Below are 23,959 nucleotides of genomic sequence, written 5' to 3' on the forward strand. Positions count from 1 at the left end.
ACGGCGTGGTCTCGCCTGTGTCACCCGATGCGCGAGCAACCAGACGGCCCCGATGCCCGCGTGAGAAGCCCTGGGGATCGTTCGCGACGCTCCTGTCGTCGGATGGGTAGCCTTGCCGGACACCCACCCGGGAGGAGGACCCCATGAGCAGGCAGGATAGGCGTGCCGACGCTCTACGGAGGTTGTCTGCGCGCTACGGGGAGAAGGGCGACGATGCTGCGCTGGCCCGAGCCGCTCTCGATGCCGTCTACGGCAAAGTCCGTGATCGGGGCGAACTGCTTGAGGACACGGCATTCGAGGAAGTCGAAGCCGAAACCGAGCGTATCCGGCGGGAACGTCGTCAGGGCGTACATGCCGGTTGGCCGGAGGTAGCGGATAGTTGACCGTTGTCCTCGTACTGGACACCAACGCTCTCATCGGTGCAGCCGAATCTCGCTCGTCATGTCGGATCAGGGGATGTCGCTCTGCCCGCAGACACGATCTTCGCCACGATGCAGCGGTGCCCAGATCTCGATGATCTTCCCGGTGCCGAATTCGATCACTGGCGTGTGTTCGGGATCGGCGGCGCTGTCGAGCCTGAACGTATTCGGCCGCGGCCCACGCTAGGGCAGTGATTCTTCGGTCGGTGCCTCACGAGGGTGCGCGGGCCGGCAAGGCGCCCAACAGGGTTCAGTGGCGATCGTTGGTCCCCCGAGGCTTCACAGCTTCGCGTTTGCGAACGGCAGGCGACCGTGGCGTTTGCGGAACGCGGCGATCATGGAACTTTCGGCTTCGGCGGTGTCCGCGTCGGGTGTCTCGCGCCACGCGACGAGCAGATCGGCGTGATCGACGAGCTGCCAGATGCGACGCCCGCCTGAGTGCGCGACAGTCTCACCGGCTCCGTACCGGCGGTACTCATCAAGCCGCCGTCGCAGCCCGCGTCGACCCCTCCTGCCGACGTTGGCCTTGCCGATATAGATCACACGGCTCGCCGGTACCCAACGGTCGCGCAGGTCGGCGATCGGTTCGGTGGGGTCGCGGCCCTTCCAATGCCCCGCCGGCGACACGTCGAGGAATTCCGGGGGCACGTCGGTGTCGCGCACCACGACGTAGACGCCCGGCCCACGAGGCACGTCAGCGCTCGGCAGATCGTCGAATCGGACCCAGCCCGAGAACAGGGAGAGATCGATCTCGGGCGGAAGGTCGCCGCCATTGTGGAGCGCGCACATCTGATCATTGAACAACTGGCAGCCGCAGCCCGGGACCGCGGCTCAGATCGCCCCGCGCGGGGCAGTCGGTCAAGGGGGGCCTCTGTCCCGAAGCACGACCGATGGTGGCGTCGCGGCGGCCTCGAAGTCCCGACATCATTGGTTCGATATCCTGCAGCGACGGGTTGGAGTCGACAAAGGGGTTCGGGGTGCTCAGCAAAGCCATCAGATGGTGTGCGCTCCTTCTCGCGGTCGTGTCGCCGGTGGTCTTCGTCGGTTCCCTCATCATGGGCGAGTGGTGGACCGCCGCGATGTTCGCCTTATTTTCTTTCTACGGCGTCCGTGAACTGCGCAACGAGCGGAAGCGGCGCGCGAGACTGGCAGAGTGGCCCCGGGACCGCGTTGCGTCCGCGGTCGGTGAGGTCGACGACCCGATCGAGGCGGCCCGGCAGTTGCGCGAGATCGACCATCGGCTTCGCCTTCTCGACTCGCTGGAGTTGGTCACCCGGGCGAGGTCCTGATCGCTTTCCCGCGGCTGGTCTCCGGTCGCGCGGGTCCTCGTGGCTCAGGTGAGCCGTCGACGGCCCGCGCGAGCATCGACGGTCTGCGCGAAGCGCGAAGGTCGATATCGAAGCGGTCACGGTGTCGTGCCGAGGTTGGCAATCGGCCGATCCGGTCACCACGATGTGGTCATGAGCGACAACGCGAAGACACCGGTCAGCCCGGCGGCCTCCTCGAACGGACTGCCCTCGTGGGCGTGGAAGGCGATCGCCGTCGGCATCCTCGCGGTGCTGCTGGTGATCACCTACTTCATCCTCGCGGCGTTCGCGCCACGGGAGTGGGCGCAGCACATCGGTTCGATGGTCGACGGCAGCATCACCTCGGGCACCGGATACGGCCTCGCGTTCGGATTCGTCTGCACGTTCGTCTCACTGTTGTTGCTGGTGCCGATCTGGTGGACTCGTCGTTGGCGTGGCGGACGGTACTGGGCGATCGGGCTGATCGTCCTCGCCGTGGTGGTGTCGATCCCGAATCTGTTGACGCTGTCGATCGTGGCCGGCAACAGCAGTGCGGCACACGCGGGCGAACGCATCCTCGACGTGGACGGGCCCGGTTTCCGCGGCGCGACCCTGGCCGGCGTGATCCTCGCGGTCGCGGTGTTCGCCGTCGTGTTCGTCCTCGTCGTCCGGATTCGCCGCCGCCGGAACGCGCCATCGGCACCCACCTCGGGGACCGCTCCGACGACGGGTCCGGGCGCCGCCTGACACCGCGTCGCGCTGCGCCTGGGTACCCGGCGAATTTGGTAAGATCGCCCGAAAGCGACATGGACGTCCCGCTCGGTGCGGGGCGTTCATTCATGTCGAGGATCTCTCATCGCGCGAGCACCTCTCGGACGTCATTCGGCCGACAGCGGCGGGCGCGTGGGTGGGACTCCGACATATCCGGTATCTCGTACACTTGGTGCGGGATTGCGGGGATTCCTTCGCTGGTGGTCATGGTTGCAGGTGGGAGAGTTATGGGGATCGGTCGGAATCGCTCGCGGTCATCGGTCGCGGTCGGTGTGCTGTTGCTGGCGATCGTCGCCTTGGTGACGTCGTGCTCGTCGGAATCGAAGTATTCGTCGAACGTCGGCAGTTCGGTTCTGTACGACGAACTGCTCAAGCCCGGCCTCGAGATCACCGAATGGGGCAACAAGCCCCTCGCCAACGATGCCGTCGGCGTGCAGCCCGGCGCCCCGATCACGGTGGTCGCCAGCGAGGGTGCGCTGACCAACGTCCGGATCAACAAGGCCGACGGTTCCGCCGTGGGCGGGGAGTTGAGCGAAGACGGAACCCGTTGGGTCAGTAGCGAACCGCTCGGCTACAACCGCACCTACACGCTGACCGCGGATGCGACCGGCGTCGGCGGTGCCACCACCCGCGAGGTGTCCTTCACCACGCGCGCACCGAACAATCTCACCCAGGCCTACCTCACCCCCGACAACGGCGAGACGGTGGGCGTCGGGCAGCCGGTCGCGGTGAAGTTCGACGAGTCGATCACCAACCGTCGTGCCGCGCAGGACGCCATCAAGATCACCACCGACCCGCCGGTGCAGGGCGCCTTCTACTGGATCAGTGACACCGAGGTCCGTTGGCGGCCGCAGGAGTACTGGAAGCCGGGCACCACGGTCAACGTCGCGGTGAACACCTACGGGATCGACCTCGGTGGTGGCCTGTTCGGTCAGGAGAACGTCAAGTCGACCTTCAAGGTCGGACGCTCGATGTTGATCACCGCCGACGACAACACCAAGCAGGTGACGTTCGTCCAGGACGGCAAGACGATCCGCTCGATGCCGACGTCGATGGGTAAGGACGCCACGCCGACCGACAACGGCATCTACCTGGTGTCGGACAAGCACGACAACATCATCATGGATTCGTCCACCTACGGTGTCCCGGTCGGTTCGGCCGACGGCTACCGCACGCCCGTCGACTACGCGACGCGAATGTCCTACAGCGGCATCTTCTTCCACTCCGCGCCCTGGTCGGTGTGGGCACAGGGCAACACCAACACCAGCCACGGGTGCCTGAACCTGAGTCCGGACAACGCGCTCTGGGTCATGCGCAACACCCTGCGCGGTGATCCGGTGGTCGTGAAGAACACCGTGGGCGGCACGCTTCCGGGAACCGACGGACTCGGTGACTGGAACATCCCGTGGGCGGTGTGGTCGAAGGGCAACGCCTGACCGGCCCGTCCGGACGCTGCCACTGAGCACTGATACGATCGTCGCTGACATGTTCATGTGACGATGGGACACACACCATGGTGGAACGCTCTTCCTGGGAAGACGACGATCTGACCGCACTGCGCGACCTTGCTCGCAACTTCTGCGAGAAGGAGATCAAGCCGAACATCGACAAGTTCATCGAGCAGCACCACGTCGACCGCGACCTGTGGAACAAGGCCGGCGAACTCGGACTGCTCTGCATGTCGATCCCCGAGGAGTACGGCGGCGGCGGGGGCACCTTCGCCCACGAGGCCATCCTCATCGAAGAGCAGGCGCGCGTGGCCGACTCGTCGTGGGGCGCAAGCCTGCACAACGGCATCATCGCCCACTACCTGCTGTCCTACGGCTCGGAGGAGCAGAAGAAGACCTGGCTGCCGAAGATGGCCAGCGGCGAGGTGGTCGGCGCGATCGCGATGACCGAACCCGGTACCGGATCGGATCTGCAGAACGTCAAGACGAAGGCGATCCGGCAGGGCGACGAGTACGTCATCGACGGATCGAAGACCTTCATCACCAACGGCGCTCAGGCCGACCTCATCATCGTGGTCGCCAAGACCGACGCGAGCGAGGGCGCCAAGGGCATCTCGCTGATCCTGGTCGAGGCCGATCGAGAGGGTTTCCGGCGGGGCCGGGTGCTCGACAAGGTCGGGCAGCGCGGACAGGACACCTCGGAACTGTTCTTCGACGGGGTACGCGTGCCGGTCGAGAACCTTCTCGGCAGTGAGGAGGGGCAGGGCTTTATCCAGCTGATGCAGCAACTCCCGCAGGAGCGGTTGATCATCGCGGTCGCCTCGGTGGCCGGCATGGAAATCGCACTGGCGCACACGCTGGCCTACACCAAGGAACGAACCGCGTTCGGCCGTCCCATCTTCGGGTTCCAGAACACCAAGTTCAAACTCGCCGAGGTGGCCACCGAGGCCAAGATCGCACGCGTCTTCGTCGACGACTGCATCACCAAGCATCTCGACGGCAAACTCGACATCCCGACGGTGGCGATGGCCAAGTGGTGGACCAGCGACCGGGCCATGGTCGTCGCCGACGAGTGCCTGCAGCTCTTCGGTGGCTACGGCTACATGAACGAGTACCCGATCGCCCGGATGTGGGCGGATCAGCGGGTGCAGAAGATCTACGCGGGCACCAACGAGATCATGAAGGAGATCATCGCGCGCACCCTCTGAGAGGCTGTGCGCGAGCGGTAATTCGCTTGCGTGCCGCGATAGCTTCGACGGCATGACCAAGCACGACAATGCGGACTTCCGGCAGATCGCCGAGCACGGCCTGATCCTTCGGGGTCAGGTCGGCTCGGGTCTGCACGGCGTGACCACCGGTGGCGATGACCGCGACGAGATGGGTGTGTGCATCGAAGGGCCCGAATGGGTTCTGGGCCTGCAGAAGATGCCGTTCGAGCAGTACGAGTACCGCACTCAACCCGACGGGAATCGCTCGGGCGCCGGGGATCTCGACCTGGTGGTGTACTCCCTGCGCAAGTGGGCGCGACTGGCCGCCGACGGCAATCCGACGATCCTGTTGCTGCTGTTCATCCCGGAGCAGGAATTGGTGCACCGCAACGACATCGGCCGGGAGCTACAGGAGTCGGCGTCGATGTTCCTGTCGCGGCAGATCGCCGCACGCTTCGTCGGCTACCTCACCTCGCAGAAGGAGAAGCTGCTCGGCATCCGAGCTCGGCGGACCAACCGGCCCGAGCTGATCGAGTCCTACGGGTTCGACTCGAAGTTCGCATATCACATGGTGCGCTTGGGTATTCAGGGTGTCGAGCTGCTGACCACCGGTCGGATCACGCTGCCCATCGCCGAACCCGACCGGACGTGGCTGACCGAGCTCCGGCACGGACGGCACACCAAGGCGGAAGCGCTGGATCGGGCGGACGCGTCGGTGGCGGAGCTGACCCGATTGGCCGCGCACGCCGACCTGCCCGAGTATCCCGATCGACGTCTGATCAACCGACGGCTGCTCGACTGGTACGGCCGCAGTTGGGGAGCGCCGTTGTCGGATGCGGTCCTACAGTGATCCGCTGATGTCCGCCGCGGACACCAGCGCCACCAGCGTGGGAACCACATGCGTTGCGGCGATACCGTATTCGTTGCGTCCGAGCTTGCTCGCCACTCCTGCCGCGGTGAGGATCTTCAGGTGGTGGTAGAGCTGGCCGGACGTCCCGAAGTCACCGGCCGCCTGGAGATCGGTCACCGAAGCGTTGCCGCGCAGCAGGATTCGTACGATCTCCAGGCGGGCCGGGTGGCCCAGTGCGGCAAAGACCGCCGCGGTCGATTCGGTGGGGAGGTCCAATGCCGCGGCGGCGTCGTAGTGGATGTTCCACTGCACCGGACCGGCCAGATCGACGGTGCCGGAATAACGTACGGTCTGCGCGCCGGTGGCGGTGTCGGACGTGTCGGTGCCGGGAGGGCCCGGACCATCGGAAGGTTCGGTGACCGGTCGTGGCGAACCACCGCCGCGTAGCGTCTCCTCGAGCCGGTCGACCCGCGCGGCGAGCTCGTGCAGCTCGGACTCGAGGTCACTCACACCACGCATCGTAGTGCAGCGGTCACCTGCGGATCGGTGAGCGCGCCGAGAAGCAGGCGCTGGTGGGCGAAGTCGTTCCGCGCGGCGTCGTCGGGGGAGAGGCCGCGGACCATCAAGGTGCCGACCGCGATCCGGCCGTCGGCGAACCGGTACTCGAACACCTCGGTCAGGATTCCCGGCAGGCTTCCGCCCTTGAAGCCGAGCGTCCCGCCGTCGGGTGACACGCCTTGGTACTCCAGGACGTTCCGTGCGATCGCCGCACCCGGCCCGAGGGTCCCACGGGCGATCGCGGACATGAGCGCATGCAGTGAGCCGGGCGTTGCGCCGATGGTCGAATCGGTGGCGACCGTCAGCGGCGGGGCCGTCGCGGCCAGGGAGAGCATGCGTGCCGCGTAGGCCGGGTCGTGCTGATAGCGATGCGCCGCCGAATCCCGTTGGGCCGCAGTGTGAACCGCCGGATCGAGGAGGCCCAGGTACAGACCGAGGAGACCGGGGGCCTCGTCGCCGAGACCGTAGGTGCGCATGATCGCGAGCAGTGCGCCGTCCCCGAACCGTTCCCGGAGAACGTCCGGTGCGGCGGAGTCGGAGAACCGGATCATCACGTCGACCAGCTGCCGGTAGCTCACCCGACGGGTCTGGTCGACGGCAACCCCGTTGACCTCCGGAATCCCCAAGTACCGCAGTGACTCCCGATGCGCACCTCCGTCGAGCGGGAAGTACCACCGCTCCCACTTGTCGACACTGACGGTGTCCTCGGCATGCAGGTCTCCACGCGCGACGGCCTGCGCGTAGGCGGCCAGGTGGACCAACTTGATGGCCGACGCAGTCGGGAACCGCACGCCGATGTTGTGGCCGAAGTCCTGCCCGTCGGCGGTGGTGATCGCCAGACCGTAGTCGTCGGGATGGGCTGCGAGGTAACCGATCCATCCCTGCGCGGTCGAGACGTCGGGCGGTGGGGGCGCAGCGCACCCGGCCGTCGCCGGTGCTGCCTCGGCGTGTGGTGACTCAGATGCCGTCGGGACGGTCGCGACAACGAGGCCGGCGACGGCGAGGACGACGGTTGCCCAGATGCGCATGCTGTTCCTCTCCAGATCCGTAACTACGTAACAACGTAATATCTAGAGTAGGTGAAGGTAGGGATCGGCGCCAGGGTGAGGGCGTCAGTCAGCGAAGTGCGCGCAGTCCGGCTGCGCCACGACGCAACTCCGACGCGCGGTCATGAGCGCCGGCGCGTTCGTGGGTGGCCGCGGCGGAGTCGAGGTCGGCGATCTCGGCGTCGACCAGGGCCTTCATCTCTGTCTCGGTGAGGGCACGACGTGGCGCCTCGGCGGCGCCGACACCGAGGGCCGCGGACTCGATGGCGCCGGCCCGTCCGGCGGGTATGCCCTTGGATTCGGCGTTGTCGATGGCGCCCAAGGTGGCACGGATCGCCGAGACCGCGGCGCGATCTCGTGCGCGCATGGCAGCTCGCAGAGCGGTCCGGAGACGATCGCGAATCGGCTCGGCCGCGGCGGGTTCGGATGGGCCGGATTCGGTCGGTGTCATGACGTCACGGTAGGCAGTGGGCGGTTTTCGGCGCCACCGATTATCGATCGCACCCCCGGTGCGTCGATGACGTGAGTTGCAGGAGAACCGAAGTTACTTGCGATCCTTGATGATCGACTTCACCTCGTCGGCGTCGATGTTCTTCGCGATGAGCTTGCCGGTCTTGACCTTGCGGACCGAGAAACGGTCCTTCTTCTTACCGGGGGCAACGTTGAGGCCCACCTTCTTGGCTGCCTTGTTGAGGTCCTCGAGCATGACGCGCAGATTAGAGCATGAAGATGAACAACGACGAATCGGAGAGGTCCGCACAGTCCTCGACCGGCAGGAGTGGGCGCGGTGCGCCATCATCGAACGATGCCGGCACCGTCGCATCACCGTCCGAGCCGCTCGTGACGGCCTTCGGGAGACTGATCTTCTACCACGGTCCGATGGGTGCCGGGAAGTCGACGTTCGCGCTGCAAACACACTTCAACCAGGGACAACAGGGGCGCCGCGGAGTCCTCATCACCACCCTGGACCGTTCCGGCGAACCCAGGGTGACCAGCCGTATCGGGCTGGCCGCCGACGCGGTGGTCTTCGGCGACGGGGTGGACCTGCATGCCGTCCTGACCGCACGCGCCCGCGACGGCCTGGACTACGTGGTGTGTGACGAAGCACAATTCCTGACCACCGACGACGTCGAGGCGCTGGCCCGTCTCGTCGACGACGCCGCGATCGACGTCTTCGCGTTCGGTCTGCTCACCGATTTCCGAAGCGTCCTGTTCCCGGGTTCGGCGCGACTGGTGGAACTGGCCGACGAGGTGCACCGCATGCAGGCCATCGTCCTGTGCTGGTGCGGGCGGCCGGCTTTCCTCAACGCGCGCGTCATCGACGGGGTGGTGGTGCGCTCGGGCGAGTTGGTGGCGGTGGGTGACACCGACGACGCGCCGATGATGTATCGGGCCCTCTGCCGGCGGCATCATCGCGATGGTCGTGCGGCCGGTTGAGCTCCGCATACGACGAACGCCCCGCCGGTGTTCCGGCGGGGAGTTGGTCTCGGGGTGGATGACGGGACTCGAACCCGCGACAGCCAGGATCACAACCTGGTGCTCTACCAACTGAACTACATCCACCATCGGCGTCGGGAACCAGGGATTTCTCGCCGGGTTCCAGAGCCAGGCTCATACTCTAGCGAATAGTGGGCGTCGAATACCAATCGCTTTGTGACCAGCGTGTTCAGGCCGGGCCGAGGTCGGCGACGATGCGGCCGAGCTGCTCGCTGTCGGGGCCGGGTTCGGCCACGAAGGCCGCCGCGCGGTAGTAGCGGAGCTCCCGGATCGACTCGCGGATGTCGGCGAGCGCACGATGTGCGAGCCCTTTCTCCGGCTGACCGAAGTAGATCTTCGGGTACCAGCGGCGGCACAGCTCCTTGATCGAGCTGACATCGACCATGCGGTAATGCAGGTAGGCGTCGAGGTCGGGCATGTCGCGGGAGATGAATCCACGGTCGGTCGCGATGGAGTTGCCCGCGAGGGGGACGGTGCCCGCGGTGCTGATGTGGCGGCGCAGGTAATCGAGGACCTGCTTCTCGGCCTCGGCCAGGCTGACGGTGGAGCGACGCACCTCGTCGGTGAGCCCGGATGAGGCGTGCATCTTCTGGACCACCTCGGGCATCGCCGCGAGAGCCGCGTCGTCGGCATGGATGACGACGTCGACACCCTCTCCGAGGATGTTGAGGTCACCATCGGTGACCAGCGCCGCGATCTCGATGAGTTTGTCCGAGTCGAGTCGCAGCCCCGTCATTTCACAATCGATCCACACCAGTTTGTCCTGCACCCGTCAACCTTAGCCAACGCGTTCATCGCGGCTTCGCGATGCGCGATGGGTAGGGCCCTAGGTCCCGGTTTGCGCGAACAGCCAGTTGCGGGCGGAGGTGAGTCGGTACGCGGGTTCGAACGACGCCATGTGTTCCATGGAGCCGGCGCCGGGGTTGGCCTGTAGCACGGTTCCGGTCGTGAAGGTGACGAAGTAGTCCGTCGCCGGTTGGGAGAACAGTTCCCGGGATGCGGTGGCGGTCTGCTCGCTGTTCCACGTCGCATCCCAGGTGGCCGCCGCGAACGGCACGTTGGCAGCCGTCAGCATCTGCTTCACCTCTGTTTGACCTTTGGTCGCCTTGGTGTCTCCGGCGGCGGTCGCATAGAAGAATCTGCTCCTGGTCAGGCCCTGGATCTCGGAGATGTCCCACTGACCGGACACGATGTACTCCGCAGCGAACAGGTCCGGGTTCTGGGCCGCCATGTACAGCGACATCATCGCGCCCATTGATTGCCCGGTCGCATAGACGCGGGTGGAGTCGACGCTGCTGGTCTGCTGGATGTGTGACACCAGGTCGGTGGTGGTCGTGATCCAGTCGCTCGTCGTCTGGGAGTCGTTGTTGTCGTCGATGGTCACCTCCGGGTACTCGGGGACGACGACGATGCTCGGATGCCTGGCCTGCTCCTGCGGGCTCGCCCAGATCAGCGCCCCGTACTGCGACAACGGTGCGGTGACCTCCTTGCCGACGAGACTGGAGTCGGCGATGTAGAGCACCAGCGGATACTTCTCGGACGAGTCATAGCCATCGGGCAAAAAGATGTTGTAGGGCAACGTCTTTCCGGTTGTGGTATCGGTGTAGCTCGACTGTGTGAACTTCCCGGCCACCTCGCTGCTCAGCGATGCCACCGAGGTCGTGTCCAGGCCGGCACTCAGGTCTGCCGCTGAAGTGGCCGAACCAGCCGGTGAACTCGACGCCGCCGAGGGGTCGGAGCCGTCGGTCGAACACGCAGCCGTGGTGATCGCGGCGGCTGCGGCCACGCTCACCGCAAGGATTCGGATGGTCGGACGTCTCCGGCTGCTCATGGTCTCCAGCATCGACGATGCACCTGTGCGGCGAGTCGGAACCGACTGGAAGTGGCTTGGCAGTTGTGGCCGTAAGGTGGCACCGTGACCGACGCACAGTCTCCGGCCCAGACCATCGCCAGCGGCTACGCCTTCACCGGCCCGGCCCTCGAAGTGGGGGCGGTGAGCGTCGACGGGACGGTCGATCCGAGCGCGCGGGTCCGCATCCCGTTGTCGATGATGAATCGCCACGGGCTGGTGGCCGGTGCCACCGGTACCGGTAAGACCAAGACGCTGCAGCTGATCGCCGAGCAGTTGTCGTCCAACGGGGTGCCGGTCGTCATGGCCGACATCAAGGGAGACCTGTCGGGACTGAGCAATCCCGGAACCGGCAACGACAAGATCACCGCGCGTGCCACCCAAACCGGTGACGACTGGCAGCCCGCCGCTCATCCGGTGGAGTTCGTCTCGTTGGGTGCCGACGGGATCGGCGTCCCGATCCGCGCGACAATCACCTCCTTCGGTCCGATCCTGCTGTCAAAGGTCCTCGGGCTCAACGACACCCAGGAGTCGGTGCTGGGCCTGATCTTCCACTGGGCCGACCAGAAGGGTCTGCCACTGCTCGACCTCAAGGATCTGCGGTCGGTCATCGCCTACCTCACCAGCGACGAGGGCAAGCCCGAACTCAAGGCCATCGGTGGCGTCTCCACCCAGACCGCGGGCGTCATCCTGCGCGCGCTGACCAACCTGGAGGCCGACGGCGGGGACACCTTCTTCGGTGAGCCGGAGATCGAGCCGGCCGACCTGCTGCGCACCACACCCGACGGGCAGGGCATCATCACCCTGTTCGAACTCGGTGCGCAGGCCGCACGTCCGGCACTGTTCTCCACCTTCCTGATGTGGATTCTGGCCGACCTCTTCGAATTCCTGCCGGAGGTCGGCGATCTCGACAAACCCAAACTGGTCTTTATCTTCGACGAGTCGCACCTGCTGTTCGCGGATGCCTCCAAGGCGTTCAAGGAGCAGGTCGTGCAGACCGTCAAGCTCATCCGGTCCAAGGGCGTCGGCGTCTTCTTCTGCTCGCAACTGCCCACCGACATCCCCAGCGAGGTGCTCTCCCAACTCGGCGCCCGCATCCAGCATGCGTTGCGCGCCTTCACCCCCGACGATCAGAAGGCGCTCGCCAAGACCGTGAAGACCTACCCGGTCTCGGAGGTGTACAAGCTCGATCAGGTCCTGACGTCCCTGGGGACGGGCGAGGCGGTGGTGACGGTGCTCTCGGAGAAGGGTGCGCCCACCCCGGTGGCCTGGACCGTTGTCCGCGCACCCCGATCGTCGATGGAAGCCGTTGGCGCCGACGGTATTACCGCCGCTGCGAAGGCGAGCCCGCTCTATGCCAAGTATGGTCAGGCGATCGACCGGGAATCGGCGTACGAAAAGCTGGCGGCGAAGACGCTCGCTCCGGGGGAGTCGCCGGATGCTCCCGCGCCCGCGCCGGTTCCCACACCGGCCCCGGCACCCGTTCCGGCGCCGAAGCCACAACCCGAGGAGCCGGGCATGCTGACCGAGGTGCTGACCAGCAAACCGATGCAGAGTTTCCTGCGGTCGGCGGCCAGTGCCGCCGGCCGGGAGTTCAGCCGGGCCATCTTCGGGACGGGTCGGCGCCGGAGGTGAATGTTCCGAGCGTGGTCGGCCCTTACCCGATTTCAGGTGCCCAGTCACCGATCGAGATGGATTCCCTGACCGAATCCCAGTAGGTGCCCGCGCGTGCGGCGTCCTGATCGATTCGTGCGACCGCTGTGATCATCACGTCGGCATCGTGCTCCCACTGCGTCGGAGTCGTGCCGCCCGGGCCGGAGATCACGAGTCTGCGGTGACTGCGGATCTCATCACCGAACCCCGCCGGGACGCCCGATGTGCACAACACCTCGACCGTTGCTGTGCCACAACCGATGTCGAGGAGATACTGACGTGACTCGGGATAGACGACGGTGGAATCGCTCATCGGCGGTTCAGCCGTCTCCGAGCTTCCGATAGAACGTTCCCACGATCGGAGCGACCACGGCCCGTGGGCTGTACCCGCCTGCCACCGACATCGCCTTCGACAGCGTGCCCGGAACCACACGCATCTTGTTGTGCTCCAACGCATCCAGGCTCATCTCGGCGACCTTGTCGCTGGAATGCCAGAGAAAATCGGGGACCAGTTTGTCGACGATGGAGGCGTCCTCGGGCGACGGGGTCTGGGTGCGGACCGGCCCGGGGGCGAGCAGCGTGACGTGCACACCCTGTCCGCCGACCTCGCCGCGGAGTGATTCGCTGAAGGTGTTGACGAAGGCCTTGGTGGCCGCATAGGTGGCGTTGTTGGGGATCGGCATGTTCCCGGCGGCCGAGCCGACCATCAGGATGCCGCCCGAGCCGCGCTGCACCATCTGGGGGAGTACTGCGAGCGTGAGGTCGTGTACTGCTTCGACATTGAGCCGCACCTGTGCGCGCTCGTAGTCGGCGTCGAGCTCGGCCACCGGACCGAACGTCGCGATCCCGGCGTTGTTGGCGAGGATCGAGATCTCCCGGCCGGCGAGTTCGGCCGCGAGGATGCCGGTGGCGGTCGGATCGGAGAGGTCGGTGGGGCGGACCTCGACGGTGATGTCGTGACGTGCGCGGAGTTCTTCGGCGAGGTCTTCCAGGATGTCGCCGCGGCGGGCGACCACGATGAGCGAATGCCCCCGCCGGGCGAGTACCCGGGCGAGGGCCATTCCGATACCGGACGAGGCTCCGGTGACGACGGCGCGGGCGGTGTGCGACGGTGCAGGCACTGGCATGAGCAGTATCGTAGCCAGCGTCGGCACCCCGACCGCCCGCGCGTCGTCAGCCCTGGTCACCGGGTCTCGACTCGCCCCTCCGTTTCGACGGAGCTCAACGCGGCGGCTATCGCTCCGGGGCGGCTCGACCAGCGGGAAGGGGTGCGCCTCGTCCAGCGGGAAGGGTTGCGGCTCATCAATTGATGCCGGCGACCACCTCGGTGCCCTGCCGGATGGCGCGCTTGGCGTCGAGTTCGGAGGCGAGGTCGGCGCCACCGATCACATGGGTGGTCACCCCGGCCAAGGTCAGCGGATCGACGAGGTCCCGGACCGATTCCTGTCCGGTGCACAACACCACGTTGTCGACCTCGAGGACGCGGGTCTCGGTGACCTTGCCTTCCTCGTCGTGGAAGCTCAGGTGCAGGCCCTGATCGTCGATCTTGTCGTAGGTGGCACCCGAGATCTGTTCCACGCCTTTCATCTTCATCTGCGCGCGATGCACCCACCCGGTGGTCTTGCCCAGCGTCTTGCCCTGCTTACCGGTCTTGCGCTGCACCATGTAGACCTGGCGAATCGGGGGCAGAGGCCGCGGTTTGGTGACGAATCCGGGCTTCTCGCCGTCCTCGGTGACGCCCCATTCCTGTTCCCATTCCTTGAGATTCAGTGAGGGGGACTCGTCGGTGGTGAGGAACTCGCTGACGTCGAATCCGATGCCGCCGGCACCCATCACGGCCACCCGCTTGCCGATCTCGCGGCGTCCGAGCACGGCGTCGGCGTAGGACATCACCATCGGGTGGTCGACGCCGGGGATGTTCGGGATACGAGGGGTGACACCGGTGGCCACGATGACCTCGTCGAACTTCTCGGCGATGATGTCGTCGGCGCTGACGCGGGTGTTCAGGTGCACGGTCACCTTGAGTACCTCGAGGCGGCGGGTGAAGTACCGGATGGTCTCGTGGAACTCCTCCTTGCCGGGGATGCGTGAGGCGATGGAGAACTGGCCGCCGATCGCGCTGCCGCCCTCGTACAGGTCGACCTTGTGGCCGCGTTCGGCGGCGGCGACAGCCGCCGACAGTCCGGCCGGGCCGGCGCCGATGACCGCGACACGCTTGGCGCGGCGGGTCGGGCCGAGCAGCAGCGTCGTCTCCCGGCCGGCGCGCGGATTGACCAGGCACGAGACGTGCTTGCCGACGAAGGCGTGGTCGAGGCAGGCCTGGTTGCAGCCGATGCAGGTGTTGATCTCGTCGGATCGCCCGTCGCGGGCCTTGTTGGCCAGTTCCGGGTCGGCGAGGAACGGGCGGGCCATCTGGATCGCGTCGACGCGGCCGCGTTCGAGGATCTCCTCGGCCAACTCCGCGGTGTTGATCCGGTTGGCGGCGATCAGCGGGATCGACACCTCGTCACGCAGACGTTCGGTGAACTTCACGAACGCCCCACGCGGCACCGAGGTCACGATGGTGGGTACCTGGGCCTCGTGCCAGCCGATGTCGGTGTTGATGGCGTCGACGCCGAACTCCTGCGCCTTGCGGGCCATCAGCGCGACCTCGTCCCAGGTCTGGCCCTTGCGGATGAGGTCGGCGATCGACTGCCGCAGGATCACCGGGTAGTCGGCGGGGACCTGCCGGCGGATCTCCTTGATCACCTCGACGAGGAACCGCTGACGGTTCTCGGTGTTGCCGCCCCACTTGTCGGTGCGGTCGTTGGTGTGCGGGCAGAGGAACTGGTTGATCAGGTAACCCTCGCCGCCCATGATCTCGATCGCGTCATATCCGGCCTCGCGAGCGAGCTTGGCCGACTGCCCGAAGGACTTGATGACGTGTTTGATGATCGGTTCGGTCATCCGCAGGTGTTTGAACGGATGGATCGGGGACGGTTCCTTGCCCGGTGCCACCTTGAACGGGGTGTAGCCGTAGCGGCCGGCGTGGATCAGCTGCATGGCGATCTTGCCGCCCTCGCGGTGCACGGCCTTGGTGACCCGGCGATGCCGGTACATGTCGACCGAGTTCGTCATCTTGCCACCGAAGGCCATCAGGAGGCCGGTGCGGCTGGTGCCGAATCCGCCGGTGATGATGAGTCCGGCGCCGCCGCGCGCCCGCTCGGCGAAGTACGCGGCGAGCTTGTCGGTGTCCCAGATCCGGTCCTCGAGACCGGTGTGCATCGACCCCATGATGATGCGGTTCTTGATGGTCATCCCGCCGATGTCGAGGGGTTCGAACAGGTTGGGGAAGTGCGGATTGCGGTCGGTCGATGGGGCTGTCATCGAGTCACCTTTCTTCGTGGGTGGCAATGCCGGGAATGTGGAATGTGGAATGCGATGTCTGGGAGTTGCCGAGATATGTTGCAGGTCAGAGATTTTCGTCAAGCTCACGTTGGAGAGCCGAGACCACCTCGTCGCACCAGTCGATGAAGGCCTCCTCGATGCGGACGCCGCCGCGCAGTACCAGGTACTGATGCAGCCGCCGGCCGGACAGGGAGTCGGGTGCGGGATAGTCGTCCTTCTCGAAACCCTGATACAGGTGCAGCCGGGCGACGTGCAGCTCGCGGTGACGTTGCAGTTCGGCGATCAACTCGGGCAGGTCGTCGCGATGTGCCGCGCGGATCTTGAGGCCCAGGTCATCGCGCAGCTGCTGGATGGGCGTCGGGGTGGTGACCCAGGCGTGCAGGGCACCCCGGCCACTGTCCGACAGTGAGTACACCTTCTTGTCGGGTCGCCCGTCCTGCGCGATCGGTTCGTAGGAGACCAGGCCGTCGGCGTGGAGCTTGCGCAGGGTCCGATAGATCTGCTGATGGGTGGCCGACCAGAAATGCCCGATCGACCGGTCGAACTGCCGACTGATCTCGTACCCGGTGCCCGGGCGTTCGGCCAACGAGACCATGATCGCGTGCTCCAGCGCCATATGTGCACGGTATCAGTGCACCAACGCACTATGCAACGAAGTGCCTATGTGTATCGGTGCATATGGTGTGGCTATCCGGCAACGGGTACGAATAGCCGGGTTCCGCCCTCGACCACCGCGGTGGGCAGATCCTCCGGAACGATCCACGGTGAGCGGTCGCGCAGGCGGCCGTCGCGCAGTTCGACGACGCGATCGGCGATGTCGGTGACGCGGCGATCGTGGGTGATCAGCAGGGTGGTGCGGCCGGCCGCGATGCGGGCCAACGGGGCCAGGACGCGTCCGACACTGGCATCGTCGAGGCCCGAGGTGGGTTCGTCGAGAATGAGAACCGGGGTGTCACGAACCATGGCGCGCGCCATGGCGATTCGCTGCCGCTGCCCGCCCGAGAGGGTGAGTCCACCATCGTCGAGGATGCTGTCGTATCCATCGGGCAGGGACTGGATGAAGGGGTCGGCGTCGGCGGCGATGGCGGCCCGCACGATCTGCGCGCGGGTTGCCGTGGGTGCACCGTAGGCGATGTTCTCGGCGACGGTGGCGCCCTTGATGATCGGGGTCTGGGGGAGCAGGGTGACGACGTCACGGATGTACTGGCCGGTGAGTGCCCCGTAGTCGTCGTCGCCGAGCCGGATGGTGCCCGAGTCGGGGTGCTCGAAGCGGCACAACAGTGACGCCAGGGTGGACTTGCCGACGCCGCTGGGTCCGACGAGGGCGGTGACGCTGCCGGGCCGAAGATCCAGGGACACTCGGTCGAGCACCGCGGCGGCGCCCCGATGCAGGGTCACCCCGCGCAGCGATACCGGCAGGCCTCGGCGAGGTGATGAGGCCAGGGTGGGATTCGCACCCGGGCCCGGTCGGGCCGGTAGCGGTGCGGCGTCGGCGGCGTCGGCGGCGTCGTGTTCGGTCGGTTCCAGGTCGAGCACCTCGGCCACGCGCTCGGCGCTGACCGCCGCCGACGCGATCGCCAGACGAGCGTCGGCGATCTCCTGCATCTTGGGATAGAGCAGACCCAGATAGCCGGTGAGGGCCAACAACTGGCCGATGGTGAGGTTGCCCTGGCGGACCTGCCAGACGCCGGCGACGGCGATGGCCAAGGTGACCACCACCTGCCCGAACCCCATGACGGCCCCGAATCCGGCCTCGACGCGGGTCTGCGATAGTCGCGCCGCACGCCACGCCGTCCCGTGCTCGTGCAGTGTCCGGTGCTCGCGCTGCTGTTGGTTGTAGGCGACGGCGGTTTCGTGGCCGATCAGGGCGGTCTGCACCGCGTCGGCGATGTCGGCGTTGGCGCCCCGTTCGTCGCGGGTGACCGCCACCTGCCGGCGTGCGAAGATCGCCGAGCAGGCCCACAGCATGGGGACCGCGGCGAGCGCGACCAGAGCAACCTGCCAGTTCATGATGAAGGCCGCGATGACGAGTCCGATCGTGTTGGTCAGGGCGATGATCATCTGCATCACGCCCGAGCCGACCAGGTACTCGACGGCCTCGAGATCGCTGGAGTGCCGGGTGACCAGGTTGCCCAGCCCCAGCCGACGATGGACGACCGGGTGCAGTCGCTGGACGTGGGCGAACAACCGATCACGGAGCCGCAGAACCACATTCTCCGACACCCCGACGGAGATGATCTGGCCGTGGTAGTCGGCCGCGGTGGAGATGACGGTCAGACCGAGCCAGAGCGCCGCGAGTTTCGCGAAGGCCAGTGCGCTGTCGGAATTCAGTGCGCCGTCGACGACGTCGGCGAGGACGAAGACCGAGATGATCTCGCAGACGGCGGCCACCCCGAGCAGGACACCCGCGAAGGCGAAGCGTTTCCACTGTCCGCGCATGGCAGGAAGGAATCGTCGGATTGCTGTGGTGGCGTTCATGGTTTCTCCGCGGGGTCGTCGGGCATGGCCGAACCCGGCGTGACGGGCACGGTCACGCCGGGTTCACGGGAGGTCGGCGTCGACGGGCACAGGGGAGGATGACGTCGGCGCCGACCGGCCTAGGATCGAGTGATCCGGCTCACTGCCACACCCAGATCCACTGGAAGGTCCGCCAGTCCCACACCCGCACGCGACGCCGGCGGCGGGGCTGGGGCTGCGGCTGGCGTCGCTGCTGTTGCTGGGGCTGACGTTGCTGTCCTGGCATAAGGTGTTTCTCCTTCTCGATCTGGCCGGCACCGATGCCGACGAAGAAGAAACTATGGCTCGCACCTTCGCTCGCGCTGCCCGGTGGCTGGCAGTGCGCTGTCAGTGAAATCTGTACGGACACTGTGTATTACGTCAACGCGCGCGTGTTGTCCGATGTGCACCTACGCGGGTGTGCACGGTGTGGACACCACGTACTCGGAGCGCGCCGGTGACCCGCGTAGGCCAGACTGAGGCGATGCAGAGTCCCATCGACAGTGATCGACGATTCTTCGGGTGGACGCGGGTCGACGACGCGGTGGTCGTCGCTCCCGGTGAGCGACTGAGTTGGCCGCGGACCGTCGGAATCGGGCTGCAACACGTGGTGGCGATGTTCGGTGCGACGTTCCTGGTTCCGGTCCTGACCGGGTTTCCGCCGGCCACCACACTGTTGTTCTCGGGTATCGGCACCATCCTGTTCCTGCTGATCACCCGTAATCGGCTGCCGAGCTATCTCGGATCGAGCTTCGCCATCATCGCGCCGGTGACAGCGGCAGCGGCGTCGCATGGCCAGTCCTCGGCGCTGGGCGGCATCGTGGTGGTCGGTGCGCTGCTCGTGCTCATCGGCGTCATCGTGCACTTCGCCGGTACCCGGTGGATCGACGTGGTGATGCCGCCGATCGTCACCGGCACCATCGTCGCGCTGATCGGGCTGAACCTCGCGCCGAGCGCCAAGGACAACTTCGAGAAGCAGCCGGTGACCGCCACCGTGACCCTGGTGCTGCTGATCGCGTCGATCGCGCTCTTCCGCGGCCTCCTCGGCCGGCTGGCGATCGTCATCAGCGTCGTCCTGGGTTACCTGTTCGCATTCGCCCGCGGCGAGGTGGACACCTCCGGCATCGACAGTGCGGCGTGGATCGGTTTGCCGCACTTCCAGAGTCCGACATTCGCGTGGTCGGTCATCCCCACCTTCCTGCCGGTCGTCCTGGTGCTGGTGGTGGAGAACATCGGGCACGTGAAGTCGGTGGCGATGATGACGGGCACCGACTACGACGACCGGATCGGTCGGGCGCTGGCCGCCGACGGCCTCGCCACCGTACTGGCCGGCAGCGGGGGTGGCTCGGCCACCACCACCTACGCCGAGAACATCGGCGTCATGGCGGCGACCAAGGTGTATTCCACCGCGGCCTACTGGGTGGCCGGAATCGCCGCGATCGTCCTGGGACTGTGCCCCAAGGTCGGTGCGGTGATCGCGGCCATCCCGGCCGGCGTGCTCGGTGGCGTGACCACCGCCCTCTACGGTCTCGTCGGCATCATCGGCGTGCACATCTGGGTGAGCAATCGTGTCGACTTCGCCAAACCCATCAATCAGTTCACCGCGGCCATCCCGCTGGTCATCGGCATCGCGAACTTCACCTGGGCCATCGGCGGTGTGAGCTTCGGCGGTATCGCCATCGGTGCGGTGGCGGCACTGCTGATCTACCACGTCCTGTGGCTGTGCGGTCGGTGGCTCGGCACCGCCGGGGTCACCGCAACCTGAGCGGTACATCGAGGCCGCCGGGCAGCGGCACCGCCGGCAACGGGGTCAATGCCCGCACCAGATCGTCGACGCCGAAGCCACGGCTGTCGGGAGCGCCATCATCGAGTCCGCTCAACACCTCGGACACCGCCTCGCGTGCCCGGGTGGCCGCCCGCCCGAGGGAGTCCGCGGCCGCGTCGGCGGCCTCGCTTCCGTAGTGTCCGACGAGGCCGTCGGGACCGCGCGGGACGTATTCGGGTGGATGGCCGCCCCGGATCACCTCGACCATCGCCGCAAAGGCATCGGACTGCGGATCGTTCCAGTAGCCACCGTGCGCGCCGACGCCCTCCACCGGCGAACCGTCACTGTAGAAACCGGTGTCGAGCCGCGTCACCCCGGGCGCCGAATCCGGGTCGGAGCCATGCGGATTGCCCGGTAGTGACTGCACGGTCTGGATCGGATCACCGGGTGCGGTCAGCGAGTACCGCGCCACGTCGGGATTGGCGTTGTCCCAGGGGGTGTCGAACACGCCGGTGCCCGCCGACGACGCGTAGATGACGTTGTCGGCGCGCAGACCGAGTTGATCGGCCGATCCGACGACCGAACCGCCGTAGGAGTGTCCGACGAACGTCGTGGTGGCACCCGGTGCGGTGGAAGCGATCTCGGCGTCGAGGGCCTGCCCGAAGGCGACCAGACGCGGAGCCATCTCCTGGGCGTAGTGCGGATCGATGGATGTGTCGGAGGCGACGTCGAGGCCGTCGAACGGTGCCCGGAACGGCCCGATCGGGTTGCCCGGGATCAGGTCGATGCCGAGATCGCGCGCGGCGTCGGTGTCGACGATCGTCTGGGGGAGTTCGCCGTCCAGGTAGATGAACACCGGGCCGCCGGTCTGCTGCGCGAGATTCCAGGCCGACTGCCAGTTGCTGCCGCCGTACCCATTGACGTTGGTGCCCGTTCCGGGGACATAGACGGTGGCGTTGCGTGTTCTCGCAGTCAGTGAGCCGACCATCTCGATGAGGCGGGGATTCTCGCCGTCGGTGAACGAGACGTAGACCCGTTCGGTGTCGACTCCTTCCGGGACCTCCTGCGCCGTAACGGAATTCATGTTCTTCGCGTCCAGGGGGATAGCCCGCTGGCCGAGATAGGAGCGCAGCGTCGTCGCATGCTGGGTGTCGGGTCCGTGCGTGCGGATCTCGGTGGCCAGCGCGTTGCGGATGTTGATCTCGTTGGCGATGCCGCGTATCTCGAACGGCACCCCGTCGAGGTTGCCGACGCGTTCCGGGTCGGCCTGGATGAGCCGGCGCATGTCGGTGGGGGACAGCCCGGCGAGAAGCGTGCGCCGTTGCTCGATGCTCAACTGCTCCAGCCGGTCCACCATCGTGTCCGCGTCGAGAGTGCCGATCCCGGGGACGGTGATGTCGGGTTGGCCACCGACCATCGCCGCGAGATCACCCCGGAGATCGTCGAGGCGGGCCCCGTAGAGTTCGTCGATCTCGTCGATGACATCGAGTCCGCGCTGTATCCGGCCCTGATGGGCGGCGGCGCCGTCGGCTCGGGCGGCCTCTCGATGGGTCACCATCCCGGCGTCGGAGACGTCGTATCCGGCCCTGAGCGCCTCGGAGACCGCGAGCAGCACCACCTGCTTGGCGTGGGTCAGATCGGTTCCGGCATCCTTGGCCTCGTCGGTGATCTGCTGCAACACATTTCGGACCTCGTCGACGTGGTCGGCCTCCTGTGCGACGCATCGCTGCGCGGCATCGTGAGTGCGGCCGAACCAGAAGAACGGCCACTGAACGGAGTCGGCGAAGGCGTGGCGCGCGCCGTCGAGGGTCTGCGCGGCGCGTCCGGTGGCCTCTCCGGCGCCGGTGATCGCATCGGTGTTCCAGCCGCACAGGCCAGAGATGTTGGGGCGCATCAGCGTTCGCTCATGAAGCCGAAGATGCGTGCGACGTGTTCGTCGCTGTCCACCGACGTACTCGAGAAGCACTCGAGTGCCACACTCATCGCGTGCAGACGTCTGCTGATGCCGTCGAGGCAGGCCGTTGCCGACTCGGGCGTGGCACGCAGAGCGCCGACGACGCGGCTCGCCGGTCCGGGCGTGGCGGCGAGGGTGCCCAGGTCGATGTCGCCGATGACCTCGCTCTGGGTGTTCCACTGCGCGGAGATCGCCGCGATGTCGTCGGGGTCGAGTCCGACGCCCAGCACACCGTCGGGGAGGGTGCTCCCGATTCCGTTGTGCAGGAGATCGGTGAGTGGGTGGTCTGTCATGACTGCTCCTCCGGGTGCGTGGGATGGTCGATGACATATCCGACGCACGGGAGCGCGATCGGTTCCCTGGGTGGGAACGCTTGTGGAGAAGTGCGATCGATCTCGGGGCTATCGAGTGTTATCGGGTCGCGCGGGCTGTCGACGACTTGCGCGAGTGGCCGGGACCTGCGCGAATGGTGAGCACCCGCGCGAGTGAGTGAATCTCTGAGTGCCCCCGGCAGGATTCGAACCTGCGACCAGCTGATTAGAAGGCAGCTGCTCTATCCCCTGAGCTACGGAGGCGTGCCGCAGCGGGCGACCCGGTCACGGCGTGGCGAGTATATCGGGTCGTGAGGAGCTCACCGTTGCGCGCCCGGGATGGTCGTATGGTGCCGGTGCTCCCGGCCGGTGACCGTCCCCTCCGCGATCACCGACCTGGCCGCTCCAGCATGCAGTACCCGCGGACGCTCACCGCCTTCGCCGGCTCGCCTGTGGATAACTATCCCGGCGTCGGCGTCGGGCCCATCGCGTCGATCTGCCAACGCAATTCGCGTAGGAGATCGCCCGGTGTGGCGAAATCGTCGGGCTGGAGTGGTTCTCCGAAGAGCAGGGTGACCTGCCGGTGCCGATCGAACGCCTTGCCGTTGCGGCGAAACTTCTTGAGCGGCAACACGTCATTGGAGCCGATGATCTTCACCGGGATCACCGGGGTGCGGGTGCGGAAGGCGAGAACCGCGGCACCAGGTTTGAATCGGACATGCTCACCGGGTGGGACGCACCGGCCTTCGGGATAGATGATCACCGCGCCGCCGAATCGCAGTGCGGTCTCCAACCGCTCCAACGCCGTCGATCCCGAGACCTTGCTCGTGCGTTCCACCGGGATGAAGTCGAGTTTGCGGACCAGCCAGCCGGCGACCGGCCACGACCACAGTTCGGCCATGGCGATGGCGATCGCCCGTCTGCGCAGCGCTCCCCAGAGGAAGATCCCGTCGAGCATCGAGATGTGGTTGCTCGCGAGGATCACCGGTCCCGACCGCGGCACGACCTCCCGGTGGGATACCCGGACGTGGACGATCTTGAGCATCGCGAGCATGCGCAGGATGCGCCGGACGATGCGTGTGGTCACCCAGGCGCGGAACCCGAGTCCGCGGGGGCGCCGCGCGGGCCGGCCGTCGACCGGTGCCTCAGGAGTCACTTGTTCGTCCATCTCGATGGGAGTGCTCCTCGACTGATAGTGGGCGTGGCGATGGTGTTGTTGATACCGCACACCACTCGGTCACTGCACAGCAACATCATCCGCTTGTCGGACATCGCCGAATGTGTCGAGGCGAAACAAATCGTGGTTCACGCAGCGTTCAGCGGAACGCTGGGGCGGTAAGCGTTCGGCGGAACGCTGGGTCGGTGAGCGTTCGGCGGAACGCTGGGTCGGTGAGCGTTCGGCGGAACGCTGGGTCGGTGAGCGTTCGGCGGAACGCTGGGTCGGTGAGCGTTCGGCGGAAC

The 23,959-nt window shown here is 66.5% G+C and carries 26 protein-coding genes and 2 tRNA genes; 10 read left to right on the plus strand and 18 right to left on the minus strand.

Translation table 11 applies throughout. From position 1 onward, the window contains the following. Window positions 1–143: 143 nt before the first annotated feature. Window positions 144–383 (plus strand): hypothetical protein, encoded by a 240-nt coding sequence (locus ABLE92_RS03765; RefSeq protein ID WP_348803296.1) that lies wholly within the window; start codon window positions 144–146, stop codon window positions 381–383. A 315-nt stretch (window positions 384–698) separates the two neighbouring features. On the opposite strand, the gene ABLE92_RS03770 is transcribed toward ABLE92_RS03765, so the two are convergent. Then, window positions 699–1,208, minus strand: a complete 510-nt coding sequence (locus tag ABLE92_RS03770; RefSeq protein WP_348803297.1) for a hypothetical protein — start codon at window positions 1,206–1,208, stop codon at window positions 699–701. A gap of 188 nt (window positions 1,209–1,396) precedes the next feature. Between ABLE92_RS03770 and ABLE92_RS03775 the strand changes: the two genes are divergently transcribed. The 5 genes from ABLE92_RS03775 to ABLE92_RS03795 all read left to right on the plus strand — a co-directional run bounded on the left by ABLE92_RS03775 (window position 1,397) and on the right by ABLE92_RS03795 (window position 5,982). Further along, on the plus strand, window positions 1,397–1,708 hold the full coding sequence (locus ABLE92_RS03775) for a hypothetical protein (RefSeq protein ID WP_348803298.1): 312 nt from the start codon (window positions 1,397–1,399) through the stop codon (window positions 1,706–1,708). A 171-nt stretch (window positions 1,709–1,879) separates the two neighbouring features. Beyond that, window positions 1,880–2,452, plus strand: a complete 573-nt coding sequence (locus ABLE92_RS03780; protein WP_348803299.1) for a permease — start codon at window positions 1,880–1,882, stop codon at window positions 2,450–2,452. A gap of 251 nt (window positions 2,453–2,703) precedes the next feature. Then, entirely contained in the window at window positions 2,704–3,912 is a 1,209-nt protein-coding gene (locus ABLE92_RS03785) for a L,D-transpeptidase (protein WP_348803300.1), read from the plus strand. Between the two features lie 77 nt (window positions 3,913–3,989). Further along, on the plus strand, window positions 3,990–5,132 hold the full coding sequence (locus ABLE92_RS03790) for an acyl-CoA dehydrogenase family protein (RefSeq protein ID WP_348803301.1): 1,143 nt from the start codon (window positions 3,990–3,992) through the stop codon (window positions 5,130–5,132). 52 nt (window positions 5,133–5,184) lie between these two features. Next, window positions 5,185–5,982, plus strand: coding sequence for a DNA polymerase beta superfamily protein (locus ABLE92_RS03795; RefSeq protein WP_348803303.1), 798 nt, complete (start codon window positions 5,185–5,187; stop codon window positions 5,980–5,982). Here ABLE92_RS03795 and ABLE92_RS03800 read toward each other — a convergent pair. The 4 genes from ABLE92_RS03800 to ABLE92_RS03815 form a co-directional block, all read right to left on the minus strand. Beyond that, a complete protein-coding gene (locus ABLE92_RS03800; RefSeq protein ID WP_348803304.1) occupies window positions 5,974–6,492 on the minus strand; it encodes an ArsR/SmtB family transcription factor in 519 nt (172 codons plus the stop codon). The two genes, ABLE92_RS03795 and ABLE92_RS03800, sit on opposite strands and share 9 nt — an antisense overlap. Continuing rightward, entirely contained in the window at window positions 6,489–7,568 is a 1,080-nt protein-coding gene (locus ABLE92_RS03805) for a serine hydrolase (RefSeq protein ID WP_348803305.1), read from the minus strand. Before ABLE92_RS03805 ends, ABLE92_RS03800 begins: the two co-directional genes overlap by 4 nt. 88 nt (window positions 7,569–7,656) lie before the next feature. Beyond that, entirely contained in the window at window positions 7,657–8,037 is a 381-nt protein-coding gene (locus tag ABLE92_RS03810; RefSeq protein WP_348803306.1) for a hypothetical protein, read from the minus strand. A gap of 93 nt (window positions 8,038–8,130) precedes the next feature. After that, window positions 8,131–8,292, minus strand: coding sequence for a hypothetical protein (locus ABLE92_RS03815; protein WP_348803308.1), 162 nt, complete (start codon window positions 8,290–8,292; stop codon window positions 8,131–8,133). A gap of 23 nt (window positions 8,293–8,315) precedes the next feature. On the opposite strand from ABLE92_RS03815, the gene ABLE92_RS03820 reads away from it, so the two are divergent. Next, entirely contained in the window at window positions 8,316–9,023 is a 708-nt protein-coding gene (locus ABLE92_RS03820) for a thymidine kinase (protein WP_348803309.1), read from the plus strand. Between the two features lie 53 nt (window positions 9,024–9,076). On the opposite strand, the gene ABLE92_RS03825 is transcribed toward ABLE92_RS03820, so the two are convergent. The 3 genes from ABLE92_RS03825 to ABLE92_RS03835 form a co-directional block, all read right to left on the minus strand. Further along, a tRNA-His gene (locus tag ABLE92_RS03825) sits at window positions 9,077–9,149 on the minus strand. A 103-nt stretch (window positions 9,150–9,252) separates the two neighbouring features. After that, window positions 9,253–9,852 carry an oligoribonuclease gene (gene orn, locus ABLE92_RS03830; RefSeq protein WP_348803310.1) on the minus strand — a complete coding sequence of 200 codons (600 nt, stop codon included), beginning with the start codon at window positions 9,850–9,852 and terminating at the stop codon, window positions 9,253–9,255. A 57-nt stretch (window positions 9,853–9,909) separates the two neighbouring features. Then, window positions 9,910–10,914 carry a carboxylesterase family protein gene (locus ABLE92_RS03835; protein ID WP_348803311.1) on the minus strand — a complete coding sequence of 335 codons (1,005 nt, stop codon included), beginning with the start codon at window positions 10,912–10,914 and terminating at the stop codon, window positions 9,910–9,912. An 84-nt stretch (window positions 10,915–10,998) separates the two neighbouring features. Here ABLE92_RS03835 and ABLE92_RS03840 point away from each other — a divergent pair, with 84 nt between their 5' ends. Then, window positions 10,999–12,567 (plus strand): helicase HerA-like domain-containing protein, encoded by a 1,569-nt coding sequence (locus ABLE92_RS03840; protein WP_348803312.1) that lies wholly within the window; start codon window positions 10,999–11,001, stop codon window positions 12,565–12,567. A 22-nt stretch (window positions 12,568–12,589) separates the two neighbouring features. Here ABLE92_RS03840 and ABLE92_RS03845 read toward each other — a convergent pair whose 3' ends face one another. From ABLE92_RS03845 to ABLE92_RS03870, 6 genes are all read right to left on the minus strand, one after another. Then, entirely contained in the window at window positions 12,590–12,898 is a 309-nt protein-coding gene (locus ABLE92_RS03845) for a hypothetical protein (RefSeq protein ID WP_348803313.1), read from the minus strand. Between the two features lie 7 nt (window positions 12,899–12,905). Continuing rightward, window positions 12,906–13,712, minus strand: coding sequence for a mycolate reductase (gene cmrA / locus ABLE92_RS03850; RefSeq protein ID WP_348803315.1), 807 nt, complete (start codon window positions 13,710–13,712; stop codon window positions 12,906–12,908). Between the two features lie 175 nt (window positions 13,713–13,887). Next, entirely contained in the window at window positions 13,888–15,951 is a 2,064-nt protein-coding gene (locus tag ABLE92_RS03855) for an oxidoreductase (RefSeq protein ID WP_348803316.1), read from the minus strand. A gap of 85 nt (window positions 15,952–16,036) precedes the next feature. Then, window positions 16,037–16,588 (minus strand): PadR family transcriptional regulator, encoded by a 552-nt coding sequence (locus ABLE92_RS03860; protein WP_348803317.1) that lies wholly within the window; start codon window positions 16,586–16,588, stop codon window positions 16,037–16,039. A 71-nt stretch (window positions 16,589–16,659) separates the two neighbouring features. Next, window positions 16,660–18,450, minus strand: a complete 1,791-nt coding sequence (locus ABLE92_RS03865; RefSeq protein ID WP_348803318.1) for an ABC transporter ATP-binding protein — start codon at window positions 18,448–18,450, stop codon at window positions 16,660–16,662. 139 nt (window positions 18,451–18,589) lie between these two features. Beyond that, window positions 18,590–18,838: a hypothetical protein gene (locus tag ABLE92_RS03870; RefSeq protein WP_348803319.1), complete on the minus strand. Its 249-nt coding sequence runs from the start codon at window positions 18,836–18,838 to the stop codon at window positions 18,590–18,592. A gap of 114 nt (window positions 18,839–18,952) precedes the next feature. Between ABLE92_RS03870 and ABLE92_RS03875 the strand changes: the two genes are divergently transcribed. After that, on the plus strand, window positions 18,953–20,233 hold the full coding sequence (locus ABLE92_RS03875; protein WP_348803320.1) for a uracil-xanthine permease family protein: 1,281 nt from the start codon (window positions 18,953–18,955) through the stop codon (window positions 20,231–20,233). Here the strand turns inward: ABLE92_RS03875 and ABLE92_RS03880 are convergent. The 4 genes from ABLE92_RS03880 to ABLE92_RS03895 all read right to left on the minus strand — a co-directional run bounded on the left by ABLE92_RS03880 (window position 20,220) and on the right by ABLE92_RS03895 (window position 23,666). Further along, a complete protein-coding gene (locus ABLE92_RS03880; protein WP_348803321.1) occupies window positions 20,220–22,127 on the minus strand; it encodes an alpha/beta hydrolase in 1,908 nt (635 codons plus the stop codon). The two genes, ABLE92_RS03875 and ABLE92_RS03880, sit on opposite strands and share 14 nt — an antisense overlap. Then, the gene (locus tag ABLE92_RS03885) at window positions 22,127–22,480 is read right to left on the minus strand and encodes a hypothetical protein (RefSeq protein WP_348803322.1); all 354 of its coding nucleotides are present in this window, start codon (window positions 22,478–22,480) and stop codon (window positions 22,127–22,129) included. The genes ABLE92_RS03880 and ABLE92_RS03885 overlap by 1 nt, the downstream gene beginning before the upstream one ends. A 209-nt stretch (window positions 22,481–22,689) precedes the next feature. Next, a tRNA-Arg gene (locus tag ABLE92_RS03890) sits at window positions 22,690–22,762 on the minus strand. Between the two features lie 196 nt (window positions 22,763–22,958). Further along, a complete protein-coding gene (locus ABLE92_RS03895) occupies window positions 22,959–23,666 on the minus strand; it encodes a lysophospholipid acyltransferase family protein (RefSeq protein ID WP_348803324.1) in 708 nt (235 codons plus the stop codon). Between the two features lie 112 nt (window positions 23,667–23,778). Between ABLE92_RS03895 and ABLE92_RS03900 the strand changes: the two genes are divergently transcribed. After that, the coding region (locus ABLE92_RS03900; RefSeq protein ID WP_348803326.1) for a hypothetical protein at window positions 23,779–23,959 on the plus strand (181 nt) is incomplete at its 3' end.

Source organism: Gordonia oleivorans, assembly GCF_040044975.1.
Classification (GTDB): domain Bacteria; phylum Actinomycetota; class Actinomycetes; order Mycobacteriales; family Mycobacteriaceae; genus Gordonia; species Gordonia oleivorans.